Source organism: Streptomyces sp. NBC_01351 (assembly GCF_036237315.1).
In the GTDB taxonomy this organism is placed as follows: Bacteria; Actinomycetota; Actinomycetes; order Streptomycetales; family Streptomycetaceae; genus Streptomyces.
The window spans coordinates 1,501,387-1,522,468 of record NZ_CP108356.1 but is presented as its reverse complement, the minus strand read 5'-3'; the positions used below and the strand labels follow the sequence as shown (position 1 = coordinate 1,522,468).

Here is a 21,082-nt window from a genome sequence, read left to right as displayed (position 1 = left end):
GCCGCCCGGCCCCGGATAGGGTGGCTCGGTGACCACCACGGATGACTACGCCACCTACATCGCGAGCCTGCCCCGGGTGCTGGCCGGCGCGGCCGCCCTCTACCGGGACGCCGAGGGCCGGGTCCTCATCGTCGAGCCCAACTACCGCGAGGGCTGGGCCCTCCCGGGCGGCACCATCGAGTCCGACCGGGGCGAGTCCCCGCGGAGCGCCGCCCGCCGCGAGAGCGCCGAGGAGATCGGCATCGACGTGCCGCTCGGCCGGCTGCTCGCCGTCGACTGGACGCTGGGCCCGGACCGCCCGCCGCTCGTCGCCTACCTCTACGACGGCGGAGTGCTGGACGCGGCGCAGCTGGCCTCCGTCAAGCTGCAGGAGGAAGAACTGCTCTCCTGGAAGCTGGTCGAGCCCGCCGCACTTGCCTCCTACCTCCCCGCACCCCTGGGGGCGCGCGTCCAAGAGGCCTGCCGGGTCCTGGAATCGGGAGAGGGCGCGGTGGAGCTGGAGAACGGCCGACGCCCGTCCTCGTCGTAACACGACGCTTACTTCCGGCAGGACAGAATCAGCTGATGATCACGATGTACGCCTGGCCCAGCACCGCCGACGGGCCCGACGCCCTGCCCATGGTCCACTTCACGACCGACCGGCAGGAGGGCGGGGAGGTCACCCCCGAGGGGACGCCCGTCTGGCTGTTCGACACCGCGATACGCGAGGGCGGCTGGGCCCGGTTCACCGACTTCGACGGCTGGTCCGTGCCGGCCGCCGGGTGGGAGGCCCTCTACCGCCGCGAGGACGACCTCTTCGCGGTCAGCGGCCCCGGCGCCTGCGAGGGCTGGTACCAGGGCAACCTCGGCGCCGACGCCGACTGGGTGGCCGCGGCCGCCGCCCAGCAGAGCGTGGTCCTGCTCGCCGCCCCCGTCCAGCACCCCTCCCTGTACGGCTACGCCGTGGAGGCGGGAGCCGGGTTCGCCCTGCTCGTCCCGCTGATGGTGGTCTGAGCCGGGGAAGGCGCCGGCACTAGCGGCCGACCGCCTCGAACTCCAGCAGCCGCACCTTGCGCTCGACCCCGCCGCCGTAGCCGGTCATCCCGCCCGAGGCGCCGATCACCCGGTGGCACGGGACGATGATCCCGACCGGGTTCTTGCCGTTCGCCAGGCCCACCGCGCGCGAGGCGTTCGGCTTGCCCAGCCTGGCCGCGAGCTCCCCGTACGACCACGTCTCGCCGTAGGGGATCCGTACGAGCTGGTCCCACACGCTGCGCTGGAACTCCGTGCCCTCCAGCCGCAGCGGGAGGTCGAAGGCGGTCAGCTCCCCCGCGAAGTACGCGGTCAGCTGCCGCACCACCTCGGGGAAGGGCTCCTCGGTGGCGGCGACCCGCTCGCCGAAGGACTCCTCGGCCGGCCGGTGCCGCTGCCCGGTCATGTAGAGGCCGCACAGGACGCCTTCCGCGGCGACCAGGGTGAGCGGGCCGTAGGGGCTGTCGACGACGGCGTGCTGCTTGGTGCTCATGATCACGGTGCTCCTCAGACGGGCAGGTGGTTGATGGGATGGGCGTCGGTGGCCCACAAGTACTGGACGGCGTACGCCCGCCACGGCCGCCAGCCGGCCGCCCTGGCCGTCAGCGCGGCGGGGGTGGAGGGCAGCCCGAGCCCCTGCGCGGCCCGTCGGACGCCCAGATCGGACGGCAGGAACGCGTCCGGGTCGCCGAGCGCCCGCATCGCGATGACCTCGGTGGTCCACGGGCCGAAGCCGGGCAGCGCGTTGAGCTGCGTACGGGCCGCCTCCCAGTCACTGTCGATGCCGAGCGGGAGCGAACCGTCGGCGAGCGCCGACACCAGGGTGGTGAGCGTGGCGCGGCGGCTGCGCGGCAGGGCGAGGGACTCCGGATCCAGCTCGGCGAGCGCCTGTGGGGAGGGGAAGAGGTGGGTCAGCCCGCCCAGCGGATCCTCGACGCGCTCGCCGTGTGCGGTGACCAGCCGGGCGGCGTGCGTGCGCGCCGCCGCCGTGGACACCTGCTGGCCGAGCACCGCCCGTACGGCGAACTCCGCCGCGTCGACCGTACGGGGAACACGGCGTCCGGGGGCCTTGTCCACGAGCGGGGCCAGCAGCGGGTCGGTGCGCAGCTGCTCGTCGACCGCCTCCGGATCGGCGTCCAGGTCGAGCATCCAGCGGCAGCGGCTGATCGCGATGGTCAGGTCGCGCAGGTCGGTCAGGGCGAGGCGGCATCCGATGTGGTCGGGCCCCGGAGTGAGGGCGACGACCCCGGTCCCGTACGGCAGCCGCAGGGTGCGCCGGTACGCCCCGTCCCGCCACTCCTCGACCCCGGGGACGGCGGTCGCGGCGAGGTGCCCGAAGAGGTTGTCCGGATTGAGGGGCGCCCGGTAGGGGAGCCGCAGACTGATCGTGCCGGGGATCCGGGGCCGGTTGCGGTTGGCCTTCTCGGCGCGCAGCCGCAGCTCGGTGGGGGAGAGGGCGAAGACCTCGCGGACGGTGTCGTTGAAGGTGCGGATCGAGGAGAAGCCGGCGGCGAAGGCGACGTCGCCCATCGGGAGCTCGGAGGTCTCGATGAGCAGCCGGGCGGTCTGCGCGCGCTGCGCCCGGGCGAGGGCGAGCGGGCCGGCGCCGAGCTCGGCGTTCAGCTGCCGCTCCACCTGCCGGGTGGAGTACCCGAGGCGGGTGGCCAGCCCGGGCACCCCCTCGCGGTCCACCACCCCGTCCTGGATCAGCCGCATCGCGCGGGCGACGGCGTCGGCGCGGGCGTTCCACTCGGGGGAACCGGGGCTGGTGTCCGGCCGGCACCGCTTGCAGGCCCGGAACCCGGCCTGCTGGCAGGCGGCCGCGCTGGGCAGGAAGGTCATGTTCTCGACCTTGGGCGGCACCGCGGGGCAGCTGGGCCGGCAGTAGATCCGGGTGGTCAGGACGGCCGTGAAGAACCAGCCGTCGAAGCGGGCGTCCTTCGACTGCACGGCCCTTACGCAGCGCTCGGTTTCGTTGTGCATGCCCCTAGGATCGCGGCCCCGGTCCCTCCGGGCTGGCGGTTTTCCGACACCAAGCCTACGGGCTCCGCCGGTCGGTGGGGGTTTCGTGTGCGGCCCCGCTGCGCAGGCGCCCCCGGCTCCGCCCGGGCTCCTGGGGCTCCGCCCCAGACCCCGCGCCTCAAACGCCGGCGAGGCTGATTGTGGCTGATGCCGCCTGCCCCACGCGGCTCAAAGCCCCGGGGCTCCGCCCCGTACCCCGCTCCTCAAACGCCGGAGGGGCTGGATTTTGGGCTGAGCCCGTCTGTTCCCGAGCCGCCCGCAGGGCAACTCCAGCCCCTCCGGCGTTTGAGGAGCGGGTCTGGGCGGAGCCCAGGCCGCGTAGCGGCACCCCCAGCCTCGCCACGGGCCACCTCCCAGCGGTGGCTGGGGGAGTTTGAGGCGCGGGGTTCGGGAGGCGGAGCCCCCGACAGCGGCGCCGCGGGGTTACGTGGGCGGGGGCCCGCCGGCCAGGCGGTGGGCGTCCAGGGCCAGGGTGAGGGCGACCAGGTCGCGGGGGCGGGACAGCGAGCGGGAGGTCACGGATTCCAGGCGGCGCAGGCGGTTGAAGACCGTGTTGCGGTGGCAGTACAGACGGGTCGCCGCCCGCCCGGCGGAGCCCTCCGCCGCGAGCCACGCGTCCAGCGTCTCCAGCAGTACCGCCCGGTCCGCAGGGTCCAGTTCCAGCAGGGGCCCCAGGACCGCCTGGACCAGCTCCCCGGCGAGCTCCGGCTGCCGCACCACCAGCGCCGTCGGCAGCCGCTCCGACAGCCGCACCAGCACCCGTTCCTCCGCCCCGCACGTGGCCAGCGCGGTCTCCGCGAGCCGCCGGGCCCGCCCCAGCTCCGCCAGACCGTCCACCACCGGGCTGATCCCGCCGGGCCCCGGGCAGCGGTCGGCGAGCTCCGCGGCCAGCTCGTCCAGCGAGGACGCCCCGAGGGCCACCACCGCCAGCTCCTGCTCCGCCCGCATCCGCCAGAACAGCCGCATCCCGCCCGCCGAAGCCACCCGGTGCACCGAGTCCCGCCGGTCCACCGGGATCACCACCACCGCGTACCGGCCCTGCTCCGGCAGGTCCAGCCCCGCCGCCGCCCGCGCCGCCAGGCCCGGCGCCGCGTCACCGGCCAGCAGCGCGTCCAGCAGCGCCTGCACCCGCTCGTCGCTGCGCCGGCTCATCTCCAGCTCGCCCGCCCGGTACGCCTCGGCCGTCGCGGAGGCCTGCTGCTCGATCCCGACCCACATCGCGCCCGCCGTACGGGCCAGCACCGGCAGTGCGTCCGGATCCTCCTCCGTGACGATGTCCAGCAGCGCGTCCCAGGTCAGCCGACCGGCGCGGCGGTACGCGTACAGCAACAGCTCCAGCGGCAGCCCCTGCTCGGCGCGCCGCCGCCCCAGCTCCTGCGCGTACACCAGATCCTTGCGCGGGTCCGTGCGGCGGGCGGCGAAGGCCTCGATGCCGTACCGCATGGCCTCGCTGATCTGCTGCCAGTGCTCGTCCCGCGGCACCGCCAGGTCGAAGAGCGGGGAGTGCTTCGCCAGATCGCCGATCAGTTCCTGCGTGAGCTCGGGGATCCGCCGCAGCAGCACCTCGGCCGCCGTCTGCAGTACCGACCACTCCGCCTCCGTGCGCGCCCTGCGTTCGCCCATGGCCGCAGAGGATGTCATCCCGCGACCACGCGTGTAAGGGGTCCCGTCGGCAGGTTTGTGCCGATGCACAACCACACCCCGTACCCGGCTGGTCATCGGCAGCGATTCCGCTTCCGACCGTGGACGCGTGCCCCGCCCGGTGCTGGTCTGTGCGCCAGCACAAAGCGAAGCAGTACCTAGCAGTGGGAGGGGATATGGCCTCGCTCCAGGTGCGCGCGCTGTCCGTCGGCTACGGGCCGGTCCGGGCACTGCGCGACGTGTCGCTCGACGTACCCGCCGGCGCCGTGGTGGTCGTACTGGGCGGGAACGGCGCGGGGAAGACGACCCTGCTGCGGGCCGTGTCCCAGACGCTGGCCTTCCACCGGGGCGCAGCCACCCAGGGGAGCGTCAGCTTCGACGGCCGCCCGCTGGACGGACTCGGCCCGGCCCGCGCCGTCGCCGCCGGGGTGGTGCAAGTCCCCGAGGGGCGGCAGGTGTTCGCCCGGATGACCGTCGCCGACAACCTGCGGGCCGGCGCGCTCGGCGCCCGCGCCGGATCCCGCGCGGACACCGCACGCTCGCTGGCCCGCGTCCACGAGCTGTTCCCGGTCCTGGCCACGCGCTCCCGGCAGCGGGCCGGCCTGCTCTCCGGCGGCGAGCAGCAGATGTTGGCCCTCGGCCGGGCCCTGATGGCCCGCCCGCGCCTGCTGCTCCTGGACGAGCCCTCGCTGGGCCTGGCCCCGAAGATGGCCGCCACCATCGCCGAGACCATCACCGAGATCAACGCCTCGGGCACCTCGGTGCTGCTGGTCGAGCAGAACGCGGCCCTCGCGCTCCGGCTGGCCTCCTACGCGTACGTCCTGGAGGTCGGCGAGGTCACCCTGTCGGGCCCGGCCGCCGAACTGGCCGCCTCGGACGAGGTACGCCGCCGCTACCTCGGCATCACCGACGAGGACACCCCGCCCCCCGCGCACACCCACACCCTCCGCAGGTGGTCCGCGTGACGAAGCTCGCCGACCCCTGCCTCGCCGAACCCGCCGCGCCGGAGGAGACCCCGGCCCTCACCGTCACCGACGTCACCGTCCGGTTCGCCGGTCTCACCGCCCTCGACGGGGTCTCCTTCACCGTCGAACCGGGCAGCGTGCACGCCGTCATCGGGCCCAACGGCGCGGGCAAGTCCACCTGCTTCAACGTGCTCTCCGGGGTCTACCGCGCGGCGACGGGCAGCGTCCGGTTCGGCACGGCCGAGCTCACCGGCCTCGCCCCGCACGAGGTCGCCGCCCTCGGCATCGCCCGCACCTTCCAGAACCTGGCCCTGCCCCCGCACACCACGGTCGCCGACAGCCTGCTGCTGGGCCGCCACCGGCTGATGCGCTCGGGGTTCCTCGCCACCGGCCTGCGGCTGCCCTCCGCCGTCCGCGAGGACCGCCGGCACCGCGAACGGGTCCGCGAGATCGCCTCCTTCGTCGGCCTGGAGGCCGACCTGGCGGCCCCCGCCGGCTCCCTCCCCTACGGCAAGCAGAAACTCGTCGAGCTGGCCCGGGCCCTGTGCATGGAGCCCCGGCTGCTGCTCCTCGACGAACCCGTCGCCGGCATGACGGCCGACGAGCGGGGGCGCACCGCCGAGGTCGTCGCGGGCGTCCGCGACGGCCTCGGCATCTCGATCGTCCTGGTCGAACACGACATGGGGGTGGTGATGCGGCTCGCGGACGCGGTGACCGTACTCGACTTCGGAAAACGGATCGGCGGCGGAACACCCGCCCAGGTGCAGAACGACCCGGCGGTCGTGCGCGCCTATCTCGGCGAGGAGGACCCGGCCGCGTGACCACCTTCCTGGAACTACTGCTCGGCGGCCTCTCCATGGGCTCCGTGTACGCACTGATCGCCCTCGGCTTCGTGGTCATCTTCAAGGCCACCGAGGTCGTCAACTTCGCCCACGCCTCCCTCCTCCTCGCCGGCGGCTACGTCACCGCGGTCCTGCACGACGACATCGGCTTCTGGCCGGCCCTCGCGGTGGGCGTCGCCTCGGCCGCCGCCGTCGGCGCGGCCGTGGAGTACCTGGTGATGCGCCGCTACCGCGGCCAGGACCACAGCGTCCTCGCCATCGTCACCATCGGCGTGGACATCCTGATCACCACCGACCTGACCCGCCGCATCGGTACGGACGTCCTCGCGCTCGGCGACCCGTGGGGCGCGGCCGTGGTCCACCTCGGGCCGGTCACCGTCCCGCAGACCCGGATCGCGGCCCTGGTCGCCGCCACCGCGCTGATCACCGTCTTCCTCCTCGCCTTCCGCTACACCGCGTGGGGCGTGGCCATGCGGGCCGCCGCCGAGAAGCCGGAGACCGCCGCGCTGATGGGCGTCCGGCTGGGCCGGGTCTCCCTCGCCGCGTGGGCGGTGGCCGGATCCCTGGCCGCCGTCGCGGCGCTCTTCCTGACCGTCTTCCCCACCCCCGGCCTGGAACGGGCCACCTCGCTGGCCGCCCTCAAGGCCTTCCCGGCGGCCATCCTCGGCGGCCTCGACTCCACCACCGGCGCCCTGGCGGGCGGCCTGATCGTCGGCGTCACCGAGGCCATGGCCACCGGCTACCAGAGCCAGCTCACCTTCCTCGGCCGCGGCATCGGCGACCTCGCCCCGTACCTGGTGATGGTCGTGGTCCTGCTGCTGCGCCCGGCCGGCCTCTTCGGCACGAAGGAGCTCGCCCGTGTCTGACCTCACCCCTGAGGGGAGCCCGGCGGGGGCGAGCGGCGGGCCCCGGGTCCCGGGCCCCGCCCCGGCGGGCCGCCGCCCGGGCCGCCCTTCCCCCCACCCCGTCCCCGGTCCGGAGGAGCGCGGCTGTGTCCGAACGTGAGACCGCGGTGCCCGGCAGCGCCGCACCGCCCGCCGCACCGCCCGCCGCACCGCCCACCCGCACCCGTATCCGTACGCGGTACGTCCTGTGGGCCGCCGGGGGAGCGGTCCTGCTGGCCCTGCCCTTCTACCTGGAACGCTTCTGGCTGCAGGCCGGCCTGTTCGCCATCGCCGCCGGCATCGGTGCCATCGGCCTCAACCTGCTCACCGGCGCCACCGGGCAGCTGTCCATGGGCCACGCCTTCTTCCTCGCGGTCGGGGCCTACGGATACTGCGCCCTCGCCGGGGACGGCGGGCGCGCCGGCAGCCACGAGCTGGTGGGCCTCGGCCTGCCCAGCTGGCTCGCGGCCGTCCTCGCCGTGGCCCTGGCGGGAGCCGCCGGCGGGCTCTTCAGCCCCATCGCGGGCCGCCTGCGCGGCGCGTACCTCGGCATCGCCACCCTCGCGCTGATCTTCATCGGGCAGCACGTGCTGTTCAACGCGACCTCCCTCACCGGCGGCTTCAACGGCCGCGACGTCGAACCCCTCTCCCTCTTCGGCATCACCTTCGACGACACCGAGTCCGTGATCGCCGCCGTCCCCTTCCACTCCACCGAGAAGCTCTGGTACGTGGGCCTCGCGGCCCTCCTGCTCTGCGCCCTCTTCGCCCGCGGCATCCTGCGCGGGCGCCCCGGCCGGGCCATGAACGCCATCCGCGACCACAACATCGCGGCCGGCGTGATGGGCGTCCCGGTGGCCCGCTACCGCGCCGCCGTGTTCGTCCTGTCCTCCATGTACGCCGGTCTGGCGGGCGTCCTGCTGGCCCTCGTCTTCCAGCGCACCGTGCCCGACTACTTCGGCATGGTCCTGTCCCTCGAATACCTCGCCATGATCGTGATCGGCGGCCTCGGCACGGTCGCCGGAGCCGTCATCGGCGCGGCCTTCGTCTCCCTCCTGCCCCAGGTGCTCACCCGCTACAGCGACGCCCTCCCCCTCGTCTCCGCCCCAGGCACCGGCGGACTCTCCCCGGGCGAGGCGTCCCGGTACCTCTACGGCGCGGCCGTCGTCGCCGTCGTCCTGTTCCTCCCGGGCGGCCTCGCCCGGATCCGATCCCCGAAGGAGCCCGCGTGATGAGACCCGGCACGGACAAGCGAACGCGACTCGGTACGGCGGCCCTCGCGGCCGCGCTCCTCCTCACCGGCGCCGCCGGGTGCAGCAGCAAGGCGAAGAGTTCCGGCGACGACAAGCCGAGCGAGGGAGGCGTCAAGACCGGCAAGGGGGTCACCGCCACCAGCATCAAGCTCGGCGCCCTCACCGACATGACGGGCGTCTACGCCTCCCTCGGCAAGAGCGTCACCCAGGCCCAGCAGCTCTGGATCAAGCAGACGAACGCCGCGGGAGGCATCTGCGGCCGCCAGCTGGAGCTCACGGTCCGCGACCACGGCTACGACCCGCAGAAGGCCCTGGCCGGATACACCGAGCTGGAGCCGGACGTGCTGGGCTTCGCCCAGTTCATCGGGTCGCCCTTCGTCGCCGCGGCCAAGGGCCGCATCGACGGTCAGGACAAGGGCCTGGTCATCCCGCAGGCCTGGTCGGCCTCGCTGCTGGGCAGCGCCTCCATCCGCACGATCGGGGCCACGTACGACATCGAGACGGTCAACGCCATCGGCTACCTCCTCGACGAGAAGCGCATCGCCTCCGGCGACAAGATCGGACACGTGTACTTCGAGGGGGACTACGGCGAGAACTCCCTCGCCGGGGCCAAGCACGCGGCCAAGGAGGCCGGGCTCACGATCGTCGAGCAGAAGATCAAGCCCACCGACAACGACATGTCCGCGCAGGTGGCCGCCCTCAAGCAGGCCGGGGTCAAGGCCGTGGTGATCAGCGCCGGACCCAAGCAGGCGGCCTCGCTGGTCGGCGTCGCCGCGGCGGGCGGCTGGAACGTCCCCGTGGTCGGCAACAACTCCGCCTACGCCCCGCAGCTGCTCGCCACCCCGGCGGGCGCGGCCCTGCAGAAGGACTACTACGTCGCGGCGTCCACCCTGCCGATCGGCTCCACCGCCGCGGGCCCGGCAGCCCTGGCCAAGGCCTACAAGGAGGCCTACCCGGACGCGGGCCTCGACAACGGCGTGGTGGCCGGTTACACGGCCGCCGGGGTCTACGGAGAGGCCCTGAAGAAGGCCTGCACGGACAAGGACCTCACCCGCGAGGGCGTCACCAAGGCCCTGCTGAGCCTGAAGTCGTACGACGGCGGCTTCGGCATCACCCACGACTTCTCCGACCCGAAGTCCCCGTCCACCCGCCAAAGCGTGATCATGAAGCCCGACGCCCAGACCCCGGGCGGCCTGAAGGTCATCAAGGAAGCCGCGGTGGCCCCTGCGGCGCAGGCCTTCACTCCGGCCGGCTGAGGGGGTTCAGCCGCTCCGCCCCTGCCGGGGCACCTCCCCGCCCCGGCAGGGGCATTTTCAGCCCCTCCGGCGCTTGAGGAGCGGGGGTCCGGGGCGGAGCCCCGGCAGCGGATCCGCAGCCGGAACACAGAAGGGCCCCCGGACGCCATCGGCATCCGGGGGCCCTTCTCGTACAGCTAGCGCAGCGTCGTGGCTCGGGCCTCACGACGGTTGTGCCGGAAGGTGTTCGCCCTCCGCGTCGTCGCGAACAGCGGAATCGTCGCCGCCAGGGCGATCTGCAGCGCGCAGCCCGTCTGGAGCAGCAGCTGACCGCCCGGCGCGTCGAACGCCCACGCCGCCAGCAGACCCATCGCACCGACGATCCAGCTGAGCATCGCCACCGCGAGGACACCCCGCGGCTTGGGGTACTCGACCCGGCTCACCATCAGCCAGGCCACGCCGATGATCGCCAGCAGCGTCGGGACGAACGGCAGCTCCAGCAGCACGATCGAGACGACCGTCAGCGCGCCGAAGGGGCTCGGCATGCCCTGGAACATGCCGTCCTTCATCGTCACGCAGCTGAATCTCGCGAGTCTGAGCACCACGGCCAGCAACACCACGATCGCGGCGAGCGCCGACATCTTCTGGTGCGCGTCGTCGGCGACCATGCCGTAGACCAGCACGAAGTACGCCGGCGCGAGGCCGAAGCTGATCAGGTCGGACAGGTTGTCCAGCTCGGCGCCCATCGGCGAGCTGCGCAGCTTGCGGGCCACGATCCCGTCGAAGAGGTCGAAGACCGCCGCGAGCAGCATCAGTATCACCGCGGTCGCCGCGCTGTGCCGGGCCATGCCCGATTCGCCGCTGCCGGTGAGGTGCGGGATGAGGATTCCGGTGGTGGTGAAGTACACCGCCATGAATCCGCAGGTCGCGTTGCCGAGGGTGAGGGTGTCCGCTATCGACAGCCGCAGCGAGAGCGGCATGTCGTCCTCGGTCGACTCTTCCTCGGCGGCGGACTCCGGAACCCAGCCGGCGGCAGGAGTCTCAGGGTCAGTCACGGTCAATTCGGGTCACCCCCGCGGTGGTGGCCTGACCGACCTCGACCGCGACCTCGACACCCTCGGGGAGGTAGATGTCGACGCGGGACCCGAAGCGGATCAGACCGATGCGTTCGCCCTGCTCCACCTTGGTGCCGGCCGGCAGGTACGGGACGATGCGTCGCGCGACGGCGCCGGCGATCTGCACCATCTCGATGTCACCGAGCTCGGTGTCGAAGTGCCAGACAACGCGCTCGTTGTTCTCGCTCTCCTTGTTGAACGCGGGAACGAATCCGCCGGGGATGTGCTCCACGGACGTCACCGTGCCCGCGAGGGGCGCGCGGTTGACGTGGACGTTCAACGGGCTCATGAAGATCGCGACCCGGGTCCGCCCGTCCTTCCACGGCATGATGCTCTGCACCACACCGTCGGCGGGCGAGATGACACGGCCCTGGGCGATCTCGCGCTCGGGGTCGCGGAAGAACCACAGCATGCCCGCGGCGAGCGCGGTGGCGGGCACGGCCGCCGCGGCCCAGCGTCCGGACTTGCGGGCCCGGGTGAGGCTGAGTGCCGCGGTGGCGACGGTCGGCAGAAGCCACGGCGATGCTCCGCGCGCGAGGCGTACGCCAAGGAGGCTGTCGCGAGGTGCAGAGGTTTGGCTGTGGGGCATGGATGACCTTCGTAGCGGGTGATTGCCGCGCCGCAAACGGGGGGACGGGACGGCGGCTTTACTGGAATGCTATCGGTTGCGCGCAACAACTGGGCAAGCCAGAAGCCGAGTCGATGGCCGTCGGCCAGTGACTGCAAGTGACCCCTCTGCGGCGAATCAATGGATGATTCGCCGCAAAGGGTACTTTCAGCCCTGGAGTCGGTACTCCTCGAGCAGGCGTCGCCCGATGATCATTTTCTGGATCTCGGCAGTACCTTCACCGATCAGCAGCATCGGAGCCTCCCGGTAGAGACGCTCGATCTCGTACTCCTTCGAGAACCCGTATCCACCGTGGATGCGGAAGGCGTCCTCGACGACCTCCTTGCAGTACTCGGAGGCGAGGTACTTCGCCATCCCTGCTTCGAGGTCGTTTCGTTCCCCGGAGTCCTTTTTGCGTGCTGCATTGACCATCATCGCATGGGCGGCTTCGACCTTGGTAGCCATCTCGGCCAGCTTGAACTGGATGGCCTGGTGTTCGGCGATGGCTTTGCCGAAAGTGTGACGTTGCTGGGCATAAGAGACACCCAGCTCGAACGCACGCTGAGCGACGCCGCAGCCACGCGCCGCCACGTTCACGCGGCCGACCTCGACCCCGTCCATCATTTGGTAAAACCCTCGGCCCGTCTCGCCCCCGAGGACCCGATTGGCCGGAATGCGCAGTCCGTCCATGATGAGTTCGGTCGTGTCGACGCCCTTGTAACCCATCTTGTCGATCTTGCCCGGGATGGTCAGGCCCGGACGGACCTCACCGAAGCCGGGCTCCTTCTCGACGAGGAAGGTCGTCATCGACTTGTGGGGCGCGGTGCCCTCCGGGTGTCCTTCGTCACTTCGCACGAGAACGGCCACGAGCGTCGAGGTTCCGCCGTTCGTCAGCCACATCTTCTGGCCGTTCAGGACGTACTCGTCGCCGTCCTTCACCGCCTTCGAGGTGATGGCCGACACATCGGAGCCCAGCCCCGGCTCGGACATGGAGAACGCGCCGCGCACCTCGCCCAGCGCCATGCGCGGGAGGAAGTGGTCCTTCTGCTCCTGCGTGCCGTGCTGCTTGAGCATGTACGCGACGATGAAGTGCGTGTTGATGATGCCCGAGACGGACATCCAGCCGCGGGCTATCTCCTCCACGCACAGTGCGTAGGTGAGGAGCGACTCGCCGAGGCCGCCGTACTCCTCCGGGATCATCAGGCCGAAGAGGCCGAGCTCCTTGAGGCCGTCGACGATGTCCTGCGGGTACTCGTCGCGGTGCTCCAGCTCGGTCGCGACCGGGATGATCTCCTTGTCGACGAATTCGCGGACGGTCTTGAGGATCTCCCGCTGGACGTCGGTCAGCCCGGCGGTCTGGGCGAGTCGGGCCATGGCTACTTCCCCTGTTCCTTCAGCGTGGGGCGGCCGGGCTGCTCGCCGCCGCGCTCCTTGATGTACGTCTCGGTCGGGACCATCACCTTGCGCCGGAAGACGCAGACGAGGGTGCCGTCCTGCTTGTAGCCCTTGGTCTCCACGTAGACGATGCCGCGGTCGTTCTTCGACTTCGACGGGGTCTTGTCGAGGACCGTGGTCTCGCCGTAGATCGTGTCGCCGTGGAAGGTCGGCGCCACGTGCCGCAGGGACTCGATCTCCAGGTTGGCGATGGCCTTCCCGGAGACGTCCGGCACGGACATGCCCAGCAGCAGCGAGTAGATGTAGTTGCCCACGACGACGTTCTTGCCGAAGTCGGTCGTGTTCTCCGCGTAGTTGCTGTCCATGTGGAGCGGGTGGTGGTTCATGGTCAGCAGACAGAACAGGTGGTCGTCGTACTCGGTGACCGTCTTCCCGGGCCAGTGCTTGTAGACCGCGCCGATCTCGAACTCTTCGTACGTGCGTCCGAACTGCATGGTGCTCAGGCCTCCGGGATCTCGAACTTGCTGGTGCGCTGCATGCCGGCGGCGCGTCCCTTGCCCGCGATGACCAGGGCCATCTTGCGGCTGGCCTCGTCGATCATCTCGTCGCCGAGCATCGCGGAGCCCTTCTTGCCGCCGGCCTCCGAGGTGCACCAGTCGTAGGCGTCGAGGATCAGCTCGGAGTGGTCGTAGTCCTCCTGCGAGGGGGAGAAGACCTCGTTGGCCGCGTCGACCTGGCCGGGGTGCAGCACCCACTTGCCGTCGAAGCCCAGCGCCGCCGCCCGGCCGGCCACCTCGCGGTAGGCGTCCACGTCGCGGATCTGGAGGAAGGGGCCGTCGATCGCCTGGAGGTTGTGCATGCGGGCCGCCATCAGGATCCGCATCAGGATGTAGTGGTAGGCGTCCGCACCGTAGCCGGGCGGCTGCATGCCCACGACCAGGGACTTCATGTTGATCGAGGCCATGAAGTCGGCCGGGCCGAAGATGATGGTCTCCAGCCGCGGCGAGGCGGCGGCGATCTCGTCGACGTTGACCAGGCCCTTGGCGTTCTCGATCTGCGCCTCGATGCCGATCTTGCCGACCTCGAAGCCCATGGTCTTCTCGATCTGGGTCAGGAGGAGGTCCAGGGCCACGACCTGCTGGGCGTCCTGGACCTTCGGCAGCATGATGCAGTCGAGGTTCTGGCCGGCGCCCTCGACGACCGTGATCACGTCGCGGTACGTCCAGTGGGTGGTCCAGTCGTTGACGCGCACGACCCGGGTCTTGCCCGTCCAGTCGCCGTTGTTCAGCGCGTCCACGATGGTGTGGCGGGCGCCTTCCTTGGCGAGCGGCGCGCAGGCGTCCTCCAGGTCGAGGAAGACCTGGTCGGCCGGCAGGCCCTGGGCCTTCTCAAGGAACCGCGGGTTCGAACCGGGCACCGCGAGGCAGGAGCGGCGCGGGCGAAGACGGTTCACCGGGTGGACAGGCGTGGTCATGCGGGGACCTCCGTGCTTGCAAGGATTTCGAGAGGGGCGAGCTTGTTGGCTTTGCGGATCTCGTCGACGATACGGCCGATGATCTCCGTGATGCCGAAGTCCTTCGGCGTGAAGACGGCCGCGACTCCGGCCGCCTTGAGTGTCACGGCATCCGCGTTCGGAATGATGCCTCCGACGATGACGGGAATGTCACCCGCCCCCGCCGCGCGCAGGCGTTCGAGGACATCCGGGACGAGTGCGCTGTGGGATCCGGACAGGATGGACAGTCCCACGCAGTGCACGTCCTCGGCCAGTGCCGCCGAGGAGATCTCCTCGGGTGTCAGCCGGATGCCCTGGTAGACCACCTCGAAGCCCGCGTCGCGGGCCCGCACGGCGATCTGCTCGGCGCCGTTGGAGTGCCCGTCCAGGCCGGGCTTGCCGACCAGCAGGCGCAGCCGGCCCGAGCCGAGCTCGTCGGCCGTACGGGCCACCTTCGCGCGGACCTCGTGCATCGGCGTACCGGGCTCGGCGGTGACCGCCACCGGCGCCGAGGAGACCCCGGTCGGGGCGCGGAACTCGCCGAACACCTCGCGCAGCGCACTGGACCACTCGCCGGTGGTGACACCGGCGCGGGCGCACTCCAGGGTGGCCTCCATCAGGTTCTCCGTGCCGGCCGCGGCCTCCTTGAGGCGCTCCAGGGCCTGCTGGGTGGTGGGGAAGACGAACGGGTCGCCGTTCCCCTGCCGGTCCGAGGACTCCTGACGCTCGGCCCGCCAGCGGCCGATGCGCTCGACGGTGAACGCCTCCACCGCCGGGTCCACCGTCATGATGGCGCCGTCCAGGTCCGAGGTGAGCGGGTTCTCCTCGGTCTGCTGGAAGCAGTTCACGCCGACGATCTTGTCCTCGCCGGCCTCGATGCGGGCGCGGCGCTCGGCGTGCGAGGAGACCAGCTCGCCCTTGAGGTACCCGGACTCGACGGCGGCCATCGCGCCGCCCATCTCCTGGATCCGGTCGATCTCGGCCAGGCAGTCGGCGACCAGGGAGTCGACTTTGGCCTCGATGACGGTGGATCCGGCGAAGATGTCCTCGTACTCCAGCAGGTCGCTCTCGTGCGCCAGGACCTGCTGGATGCGCAGCGACCACTGCTGGTCCCAGGGTCGGGGCAGGCCCAGCGCCTCGTTCCAGGCGGGCAGCTGCACGGCGCGGGCGCGGGCGTCCTTGGAGAGGGTGACCGCGAGCATCTCCAGCACGATGCGCTGGACGTTGTTCTCCGGCTGCGCCTCGGTCAGGCCGAGCGAGTTGACCTGGACGCCGTAGCGGAAGCGGCGCTGCTTCTCGTTCTCGATGCCGTAGCGCTCGCGGGTGACCTTGTCCCAGATGCGGCCGAAGGCGCGCATCTTGCACATCTCCTCGATGAAGCGGACGCCCGCGTTCACGAAGAAGGAGATCCGGGCGACGACCTCGCCGAAACGCTCCTCGGGCACCTGGCCCGAGTCCCGCACCGAGTCGAGGACGGCGATCGCGGTGGACATCGCGTACGAGATCTCCTGGACCGGGGTGGCCCCGGCCTCCTGCAGGTGGTAGCTGCAGATGTTGATCGGGTTCCACTTGGGGATGTGGTTGACCGTGTACGCGATCATGTCCGTCGTCAGGCGGAGCGAGGGCCCGGGCGGGAAGACGTGCGTCCCGCGCGAGAGGTACTCCTTGACGATGTCGTTCTGCGTGGTGCCCTGGAGCTGGGAGATGTCCGCCCCCTGCTCCTCGGCGGCCACCTGGTAGAGCGCCAGCAGCCACATGGCGGTGGCGTTGATCGTCATCGAGGTGTTCATCTGCTCCAGGGGTATGTCCTGGAACAGCCGCCGCATGTCGCCCAGGTGGGAGACCGGGACCCCGACCCGGCCGACCTCGCCGCGGGCGAGGACGTGGTCGGGGTCGTAGCCGGTCTGCGTCGGGAGGTCGAACGCGACCGACAGGCCGGTCTGGCCCTTGGCGAGGTTGCGGCGGTACAGCTCGTTCGACGCCTCGGCCGTGGAGTGGCCGGCGTACGTCCGCATGAGCCACGGACGGTCCTTCTGGCGCTCTGTCATCTCAGGCTGTCCCTTAGGCCTTTGAACGGACTCAGACGGTTCAGACGTTGCGGAAGCGGTTGATCGCGTCGAGGTGCGTCGCACGCATCTCGTGGTCGCGCACGCCCAGACCCTCCTCGGGGGCCAGCGCGAGGACGCCGACCTTGCCCTGGTGCAGGTTGCGGTGGACGTCGTAGGCGGCCTGGCCGGTCTCCTCCAGGGAGTAGACCTTCGACAGGGTGGGGTGGATCTTGCCCTTGGCGACCAGGCGGTTGGCCTCCCACGCCTCGCGGTAGTTGGCGAAGTGCGAGCCGACGATCTTCTTGAGGGACATCCACAGGTAGCGGTTGTCGTACTCGTGGTTGTAGCCCGAGGTCGAGGCGCAGGTGACGATCGTGCCGCCCTTGCGGGTGACGTAGACCGAGGCGCCGAAGGTCTCGCGGCCCGGGTGCTCGAAGACGATGTCCACGTCCTCGCCGCCGGTCAGCTCGCGGATGCGCTTGCCGAAGCGCTTCCACTCCTTCGGGTCCTGGGTGTGCTCGTCCTTCCAGAACTTGTAGCCCTCGGCGCTGCGGTCGATGATCGCGGTCGCGCCCATAGCGCGGCAGATGTCCGCCTTCTGCGCGCTGGAGACCACGCAGATCGGGTTGGCGCCGCCGGCCAGCGCGAACTGGGTGGCGTAGGAGCCGAGGCCACCGCTGGCGCCCCAGATCAGGACGTTGTCGCCCTGCTTCATGCCGGCGCCGTTGCGGGAGACCAGCTGGCGGTACGCGGTGGAGTTGACCAGACCGGGGGAGGCGGCCTCCTCCCAGCTCAGGTGGTCGGGCTTGGGCATCAGCTGGTTCGACTTGACCAGCGCGATCTCCGCCAGGCCGCCGAAGTTGGTCTCGAAGCCCCAGATGCGCTGCTCGGGGTCGAGCATCGTGTCGTTGTGGCCGTCGGAGGACTCCAGCTCGACCGAGAGGCAGTGCGCGACGACCTCGTCGCCCGGCTTCCAGGCGTTCACGCCGGGGCCGGTGCGCAGCACGACGCCCGCGAGGTCGGAGCCGATGACGTGGTACGGGAGGTCGTGGCGCTTGGTGAGCTCCGACAGGCGCCCGTAGCGCTCCAGGAAGCTGAAGGTGGAGACCGGCTCGAAGATCGAGGTCCACACGGAGTTGTAGTTGACCGAGGAGGCCATGACGGCCACGAGGGCCTCGCCCGGGCCCAGTTCCGGCACCGGGACCTGGTCCAGGTGAAGGGACTTGCGCGGGTCCTTCTCGCGTGTCGTCAGCCCCGCGAACATTTCCGCCTCGTCCTTGTGCACGGTGATCGCGCGGTACGAGTCGGGCAGCGGCAGGGCCGCGATGTCTGCGGCGGTGGCGGACTGCGACTGAATCGCGTCCAGGATGTCCTTCACGGTAGAGCCTCCGGCTAGCGCTGATGAGGGTGCGCTGAGGTGAGCGGGGGGTGCGTAAAGCGGTGTGGGTGTGCCGTCGGTCCGGCTGGTGCGGTGGTGCGGCGACGCCTGTGGTGGGGCGTGCGGTGGCCTGGTGACGCAGGCATCCGGGGCGCGGTTCGTGCCGAGTGGGCGTGGACCGCGGGGACGTCCGGACGAGATTCAACGTATGGCACCCCGTGTCACTCAGCAAGGCACCGGGTGCCAAAACTTTCTCTCATTTGCCGATTGACCTGCGCGGATGAGCGATGATCGATCAGAGTTACCCGTGAGTAGGGGCAAGCCGGACAAAGCAAAAGGCCGCCCCCGTTACCGGGGGCGGCCAATGTGACGAGAGTCGCCACGCGTGTGTCGCTACTTGTTGCGCAGGGCCTCTTCGATGGTCCGCATGACCTCGTCCAGCGGAGCGTCGGTCCGCGCCACCGCCACGAGCACCTCGCCCTGCGTGCGCACCTCCGCCGGGGCGGGCGGCGCGGCGGTCAGGGTGCGGCCGGCGCCGATGCCGCTGCCGAAGGTCTTGCGGACGATGGAGAAGGCGTGGTCCAGCTGCGCCTCCACGTCCCCCTGGCCGCCCGCACGCAGCCAGCGCCGCAGCACGTGGTTGTGGGCGGTCACCACCGCGGAGGCGGCCACCTCGGCCAGCAGCGGATCGTCGTTGCCGTCGTGGTGGTCGGTCTCGTCGAAGTGGGCCAGCAGGTAGCGGGTGAACAGCCGCTCGTAGCGGGCCACCGAGGCGATCTCCCGCTCCCGCAGCGCCGGCACCTCACGGGTCAGCCGGTAGCGCTCCACCGACACCGCCGGCGAGGCGGCGTACATCTTCATGACTTCCTTGATCCCGCGGCACACCGTGTCGAGCGGGTGCTCGTGCGCCGGGGCCACGTCGAGGACGGCCTCGGCGCGGGTCAGGGTGTCGTCGTGATCGGGGAAGATCGCCTCTTCCTTGGAACGGAAGTGCCGGAAGAAGGTCCGGCGGGCCACCCCGGCGGTCGCGGCGATCTCGTCGACCGTCGTCGCCTCGTACCCCTTGGTCGCGAACAGCTCCATGGCCGCCGCGGCGAGCTCGCGGCGCATCTTGAGCCGCTGCGCGGCCGCCTTGGTGCCGGCCGCGCTCTCCGGCGCGTCGGATGCCGTGGCGGCACGGGGTGAGGTCTTGGCGGGCTGGGACATAGAGCGAAAGTACTTCATTCGTGCAGGGGAGCGCGCCTGCGGGGGGTGGGAGGGGGGTGGATGCGGGGGAGAGCCCGCACTGGGCTCGGGAGGGTGTGTCCGCTGTGAGGGTCCGGCGGACCCGAGCAGCCCTCCCCACGCATCCGGCTCGTGGCCCGACCGATTACCGGCGGGCGGCGTACTCACGGAATCCGCGACCGGTCTTCCGGCCCAGGCAGCCCGCCGCCACCAGGTGCTCCAGCAGCGGGGACGGGGCCAGGCCCGGGTCGCGGAACTCCTTGTGGAGGACCTTCTCGATGGCCAGCGACACGTCGAGCCCGACCACGTCGAGGAGCTCGAAGGGCCCCATCGGGTAGCCGCCGCCCAGCTTCATCGCCGCGTCGATCTGGTCGATGCCGGCGTAGTGCTGCTCGACCATCTTGATCGCGTTGTTGAGGTACGGGAACAGCAGCGCGTTCACGATGAAACCGGCCCGGTCCCCGCAGTCCACCGGGTGCTTGCGCACCTTGGTGCAGATCTCGCGGACCGTGGCGTGCACGTCGTCGGCCGTCAGCACGGTCCGGACGACCTCGACCAGCTTCATCGCCGGCGCCGGGTTGAAGAAGTGCATGCCGATCACGTCCTGCGGGCGCGAGGTCACGCGGGCGACCGCGATCACCGGCAGCGAGGAGGTGGTGGTGGCCAGCACCGCACCCGGCTTGCAGACCTTGTCCAGGGCCGCGAACAGCTCCTGCTTGACCGCCAGGTCCTCGGCGACGGCCTCCACGGCCAGGTCCACCTGGGCGAAGGCGTCCAGCGAACCGGCCGGGGTGATCAGGCCGAGGGTCTGCGCGGCGCCCTCCTCGGTCAGCCGCCCCTTGGCCACCGCACGGCCGAGGGACTTGCCGATCGCGGCCTTCGCGGCGTCCGCCTTCTCCTGGCTGCGGGCGGCCAGCACCACCTGGAAGCCGGCTTGCGCGAAGACCTGCGCGATCCCGCTCGCCATCGTGCCCGAACCGGCCACGCCGACCGAGGAGACCGGACGGCCCTCGCCGAGGCGGGCCCCGTCCGCCGGGGTCTGCGCGTCACGGACCACCGCGGAGCTGCCCGGAGCCTCGTACGTGTAGAAGCCGCGCCCGGCCTTCTGCCCGGTCAGGCCCGCCTCGGAGAGCTGCCCCAGGATCGGGGCCGGGGCGTGCAGCCGGTCGCCGGAGGAGGCGTACATGGCCTCCAGGACGGTGCGGGCGGTGTCCACGCCGATCAGGTCGAGCAGCGCGAGCGGGCCCATGGGCAGGCCGCAGCCGAGCCGCATCGCCGCGTCGATGTCCTCGCGGGAGGCGTACTTCGACTCGTACATGGCGGCGGCCTGGTTGAGGTAGCCGAAGAGCAGGCCGTCGGCGACGAAACCGGGCCGGTCGCCGACAGACACGGGCTCCTTGCCCAGCTCGCGGGCCAGCGCGGTGACCGCCTCGACGGCCGGCGGGGCGGTCAGCACGCAGGAGACGACCTCGACCAGCTTCATCGCCGGCGCCGGGTTGAAGAAGTGCAGGCCCAGCACGCGCTCGGGCCGCTGCGACTCGGCGGCCATGCGGGTCACCGACAGGGCGTTGGTGCCGGTGGCCAGGATCGTGTCGGGCCGCACGATGGCGTCGAGCTCGCGGAACACCTGCTGCTTGAGCTCGTAGCTCTCCGGGACGACCTCGATGACGAGGTCGGCGTCGGCGGCCGCGGCCAGGTCGGAGTAGGTGCGGAAGCGGGCGAGCACGTCCGACCGCTCCTGCTCGGTGAGCCGCTCCTTGGTGACGGAGCGCGCGGTGGCCGCGGCGAGGGAGTCCACGGCCCGGCGGGCGGCGGTCTCGCTGGTGTCGATGCCGATGACCTCGCGGCCGGCACGGACGAGGACCTCGGCGATGCCGGTGCCCATCGTGCCGAGGCCGACGACGGCGATGGTCTGGAGGGCGGACTGACTGGACGGACGGTCCATCGAGGGACTCCAGTGGAAGAGGGTGACG

At 71.3% G+C, this 21,082-nt stretch carries 19 protein-coding genes; 7 read left to right on the top strand and 12 right to left on the bottom strand.

The window, feature by feature from the left end; all coding sequences use genetic code 11:
* Nucleotides 1–28: 28 nt before the first annotated feature.
* Both OG625_RS07105 and OG625_RS07100 read left to right on the top strand, forming a co-directional pair.
* Nucleotides 29–529, top strand: coding sequence for an NUDIX hydrolase (locus OG625_RS07105; protein ID WP_329377418.1), 501 nt, complete (start codon nucleotides 29–31; stop codon nucleotides 527–529).
* Nucleotides 530–564: 35 nt separating this feature from the next.
* Nucleotides 565–993, top strand: a complete 429-nt coding sequence (locus OG625_RS07100) for a hypothetical protein (RefSeq protein ID WP_329377416.1) — start codon at nucleotides 565–567, stop codon at nucleotides 991–993.
* A gap of 19 nt (nucleotides 994–1,012) precedes the next feature.
* Here OG625_RS07100 and OG625_RS07095 read toward each other — a convergent pair whose 3' ends face one another.
* From OG625_RS07095 to OG625_RS07085, 3 genes are all read right to left on the bottom strand, one after another.
* A complete protein-coding gene (locus OG625_RS07095) occupies nucleotides 1,013–1,504 on the bottom strand; it encodes a methylated-DNA--[protein]-cysteine S-methyltransferase (RefSeq protein ID WP_329377414.1) in 492 nt (163 codons plus the stop codon).
* A 14-nt stretch (nucleotides 1,505–1,518) separates the two neighbouring features.
* A complete protein-coding gene (locus OG625_RS07090) occupies nucleotides 1,519–2,994 on the bottom strand; it encodes an AlkA N-terminal domain-containing protein (protein ID WP_329377412.1) in 1,476 nt (491 codons plus the stop codon).
* Nucleotides 2,995–3,456: 462 nt separating this feature from the next.
* Nucleotides 3,457–4,656, bottom strand: a complete 1,200-nt coding sequence (locus OG625_RS07085; protein ID WP_329377410.1) for a PucR family transcriptional regulator — start codon at nucleotides 4,654–4,656, stop codon at nucleotides 3,457–3,459.
* A 194-nt stretch (nucleotides 4,657–4,850) separates the two neighbouring features.
* Here OG625_RS07085 and OG625_RS07080 point away from each other — a divergent pair, with 194 nt between their 5' ends.
* From OG625_RS07080 to OG625_RS07060, 5 genes are all read left to right on the top strand, one after another.
* Nucleotides 4,851–5,639, top strand: coding sequence for an ABC transporter ATP-binding protein (locus OG625_RS07080; protein WP_329377408.1), 789 nt, complete (start codon nucleotides 4,851–4,853; stop codon nucleotides 5,637–5,639).
* Nucleotides 5,636–6,460, top strand: a complete 825-nt coding sequence (locus tag OG625_RS07075) for an ABC transporter ATP-binding protein (RefSeq protein ID WP_329377406.1) — start codon at nucleotides 5,636–5,638, stop codon at nucleotides 6,458–6,460. The genes OG625_RS07080 and OG625_RS07075 overlap by 4 nt, the downstream gene beginning before the upstream one ends.
* Nucleotides 6,457–7,347: a branched-chain amino acid ABC transporter permease gene (locus OG625_RS07070; protein WP_329377404.1), complete on the top strand. Its 891-nt coding sequence runs from the start codon at nucleotides 6,457–6,459 to the stop codon at nucleotides 7,345–7,347. Before OG625_RS07075 ends, OG625_RS07070 begins: the two co-directional genes overlap by 4 nt.
* A 206-nt stretch (nucleotides 7,348–7,553) precedes the next feature.
* Complete coding sequence (locus tag OG625_RS07065) at nucleotides 7,554–8,594, top strand: branched-chain amino acid ABC transporter permease (RefSeq protein WP_329390486.1); 1,041 nt, start codon at nucleotides 7,554–7,556, stop codon at nucleotides 8,592–8,594.
* The gene (locus OG625_RS07060) at nucleotides 8,594–9,871 is read left to right on the top strand and encodes an ABC transporter substrate-binding protein (protein ID WP_329377403.1); all 1,278 of its coding nucleotides are present in this window, start codon (nucleotides 8,594–8,596) and stop codon (nucleotides 9,869–9,871) included. The genes OG625_RS07065 and OG625_RS07060 overlap by 1 nt, the downstream gene beginning before the upstream one ends.
* A gap of 176 nt (nucleotides 9,872–10,047) precedes the next feature.
* Here the strand turns inward: OG625_RS07060 and pssA are convergent, their stop codons facing one another.
* The 9 genes from pssA to OG625_RS07015 form a co-directional block, all read right to left on the bottom strand.
* The gene (gene pssA / locus OG625_RS07055) at nucleotides 10,048–10,830 is read right to left on the bottom strand and encodes a CDP-diacylglycerol--serine O-phosphatidyltransferase (protein ID WP_384366238.1); all 783 of its coding nucleotides are present in this window, start codon (nucleotides 10,828–10,830) and stop codon (nucleotides 10,048–10,050) included.
* Between the two features lie 67 nt (nucleotides 10,831–10,897).
* Entirely contained in the window at nucleotides 10,898–11,554 is a 657-nt protein-coding gene (locus tag OG625_RS07050) for a phosphatidylserine decarboxylase (protein ID WP_030010161.1), read from the bottom strand.
* Between the two features lie 186 nt (nucleotides 11,555–11,740).
* A complete protein-coding gene (locus OG625_RS07045; RefSeq protein ID WP_329377399.1) occupies nucleotides 11,741–12,946 on the bottom strand; it encodes an acyl-CoA dehydrogenase family protein in 1,206 nt (401 codons plus the stop codon).
* 2 nt (nucleotides 12,947–12,948) lie between these two features.
* A complete protein-coding gene (locus OG625_RS07040; protein WP_053681718.1) occupies nucleotides 12,949–13,461 on the bottom strand; it encodes a MaoC family dehydratase in 513 nt (170 codons plus the stop codon).
* A 5-nt stretch (nucleotides 13,462–13,466) separates the two neighbouring features.
* On the bottom strand, nucleotides 13,467–14,441 hold the full coding sequence (locus OG625_RS07035) for an HpcH/HpaI aldolase/citrate lyase family protein (protein ID WP_215146713.1): 975 nt from the start codon (nucleotides 14,439–14,441) through the stop codon (nucleotides 13,467–13,469).
* Nucleotides 14,438–16,507, bottom strand: a complete 2,070-nt coding sequence (locus OG625_RS07030) for a protein meaA (protein WP_329377396.1) — start codon at nucleotides 16,505–16,507, stop codon at nucleotides 14,438–14,440. Before OG625_RS07030 ends, OG625_RS07035 begins: the two co-directional genes overlap by 4 nt.
* A 40-nt stretch (nucleotides 16,508–16,547) precedes the next feature.
* Nucleotides 16,548–17,885 carry a crotonyl-CoA carboxylase/reductase gene (gene ccrA / locus OG625_RS07025; RefSeq protein WP_329377394.1) on the bottom strand — a complete coding sequence of 446 codons (1,338 nt, stop codon included), beginning with the start codon at nucleotides 17,883–17,885 and terminating at the stop codon, nucleotides 16,548–16,550.
* Between the two features lie 393 nt (nucleotides 17,886–18,278).
* Complete coding sequence (locus tag OG625_RS07020) at nucleotides 18,279–19,091, bottom strand: TetR family transcriptional regulator (protein ID WP_329377392.1); 813 nt, start codon at nucleotides 19,089–19,091, stop codon at nucleotides 18,279–18,281.
* A 163-nt stretch (nucleotides 19,092–19,254) separates the two neighbouring features.
* Entirely contained in the window at nucleotides 19,255–21,054 is a 1,800-nt protein-coding gene (locus OG625_RS07015) for a 3-hydroxyacyl-CoA dehydrogenase family protein (protein ID WP_329377390.1), read from the bottom strand.
* Nucleotides 21,055–21,082: the final 28 nt, after the last annotated feature.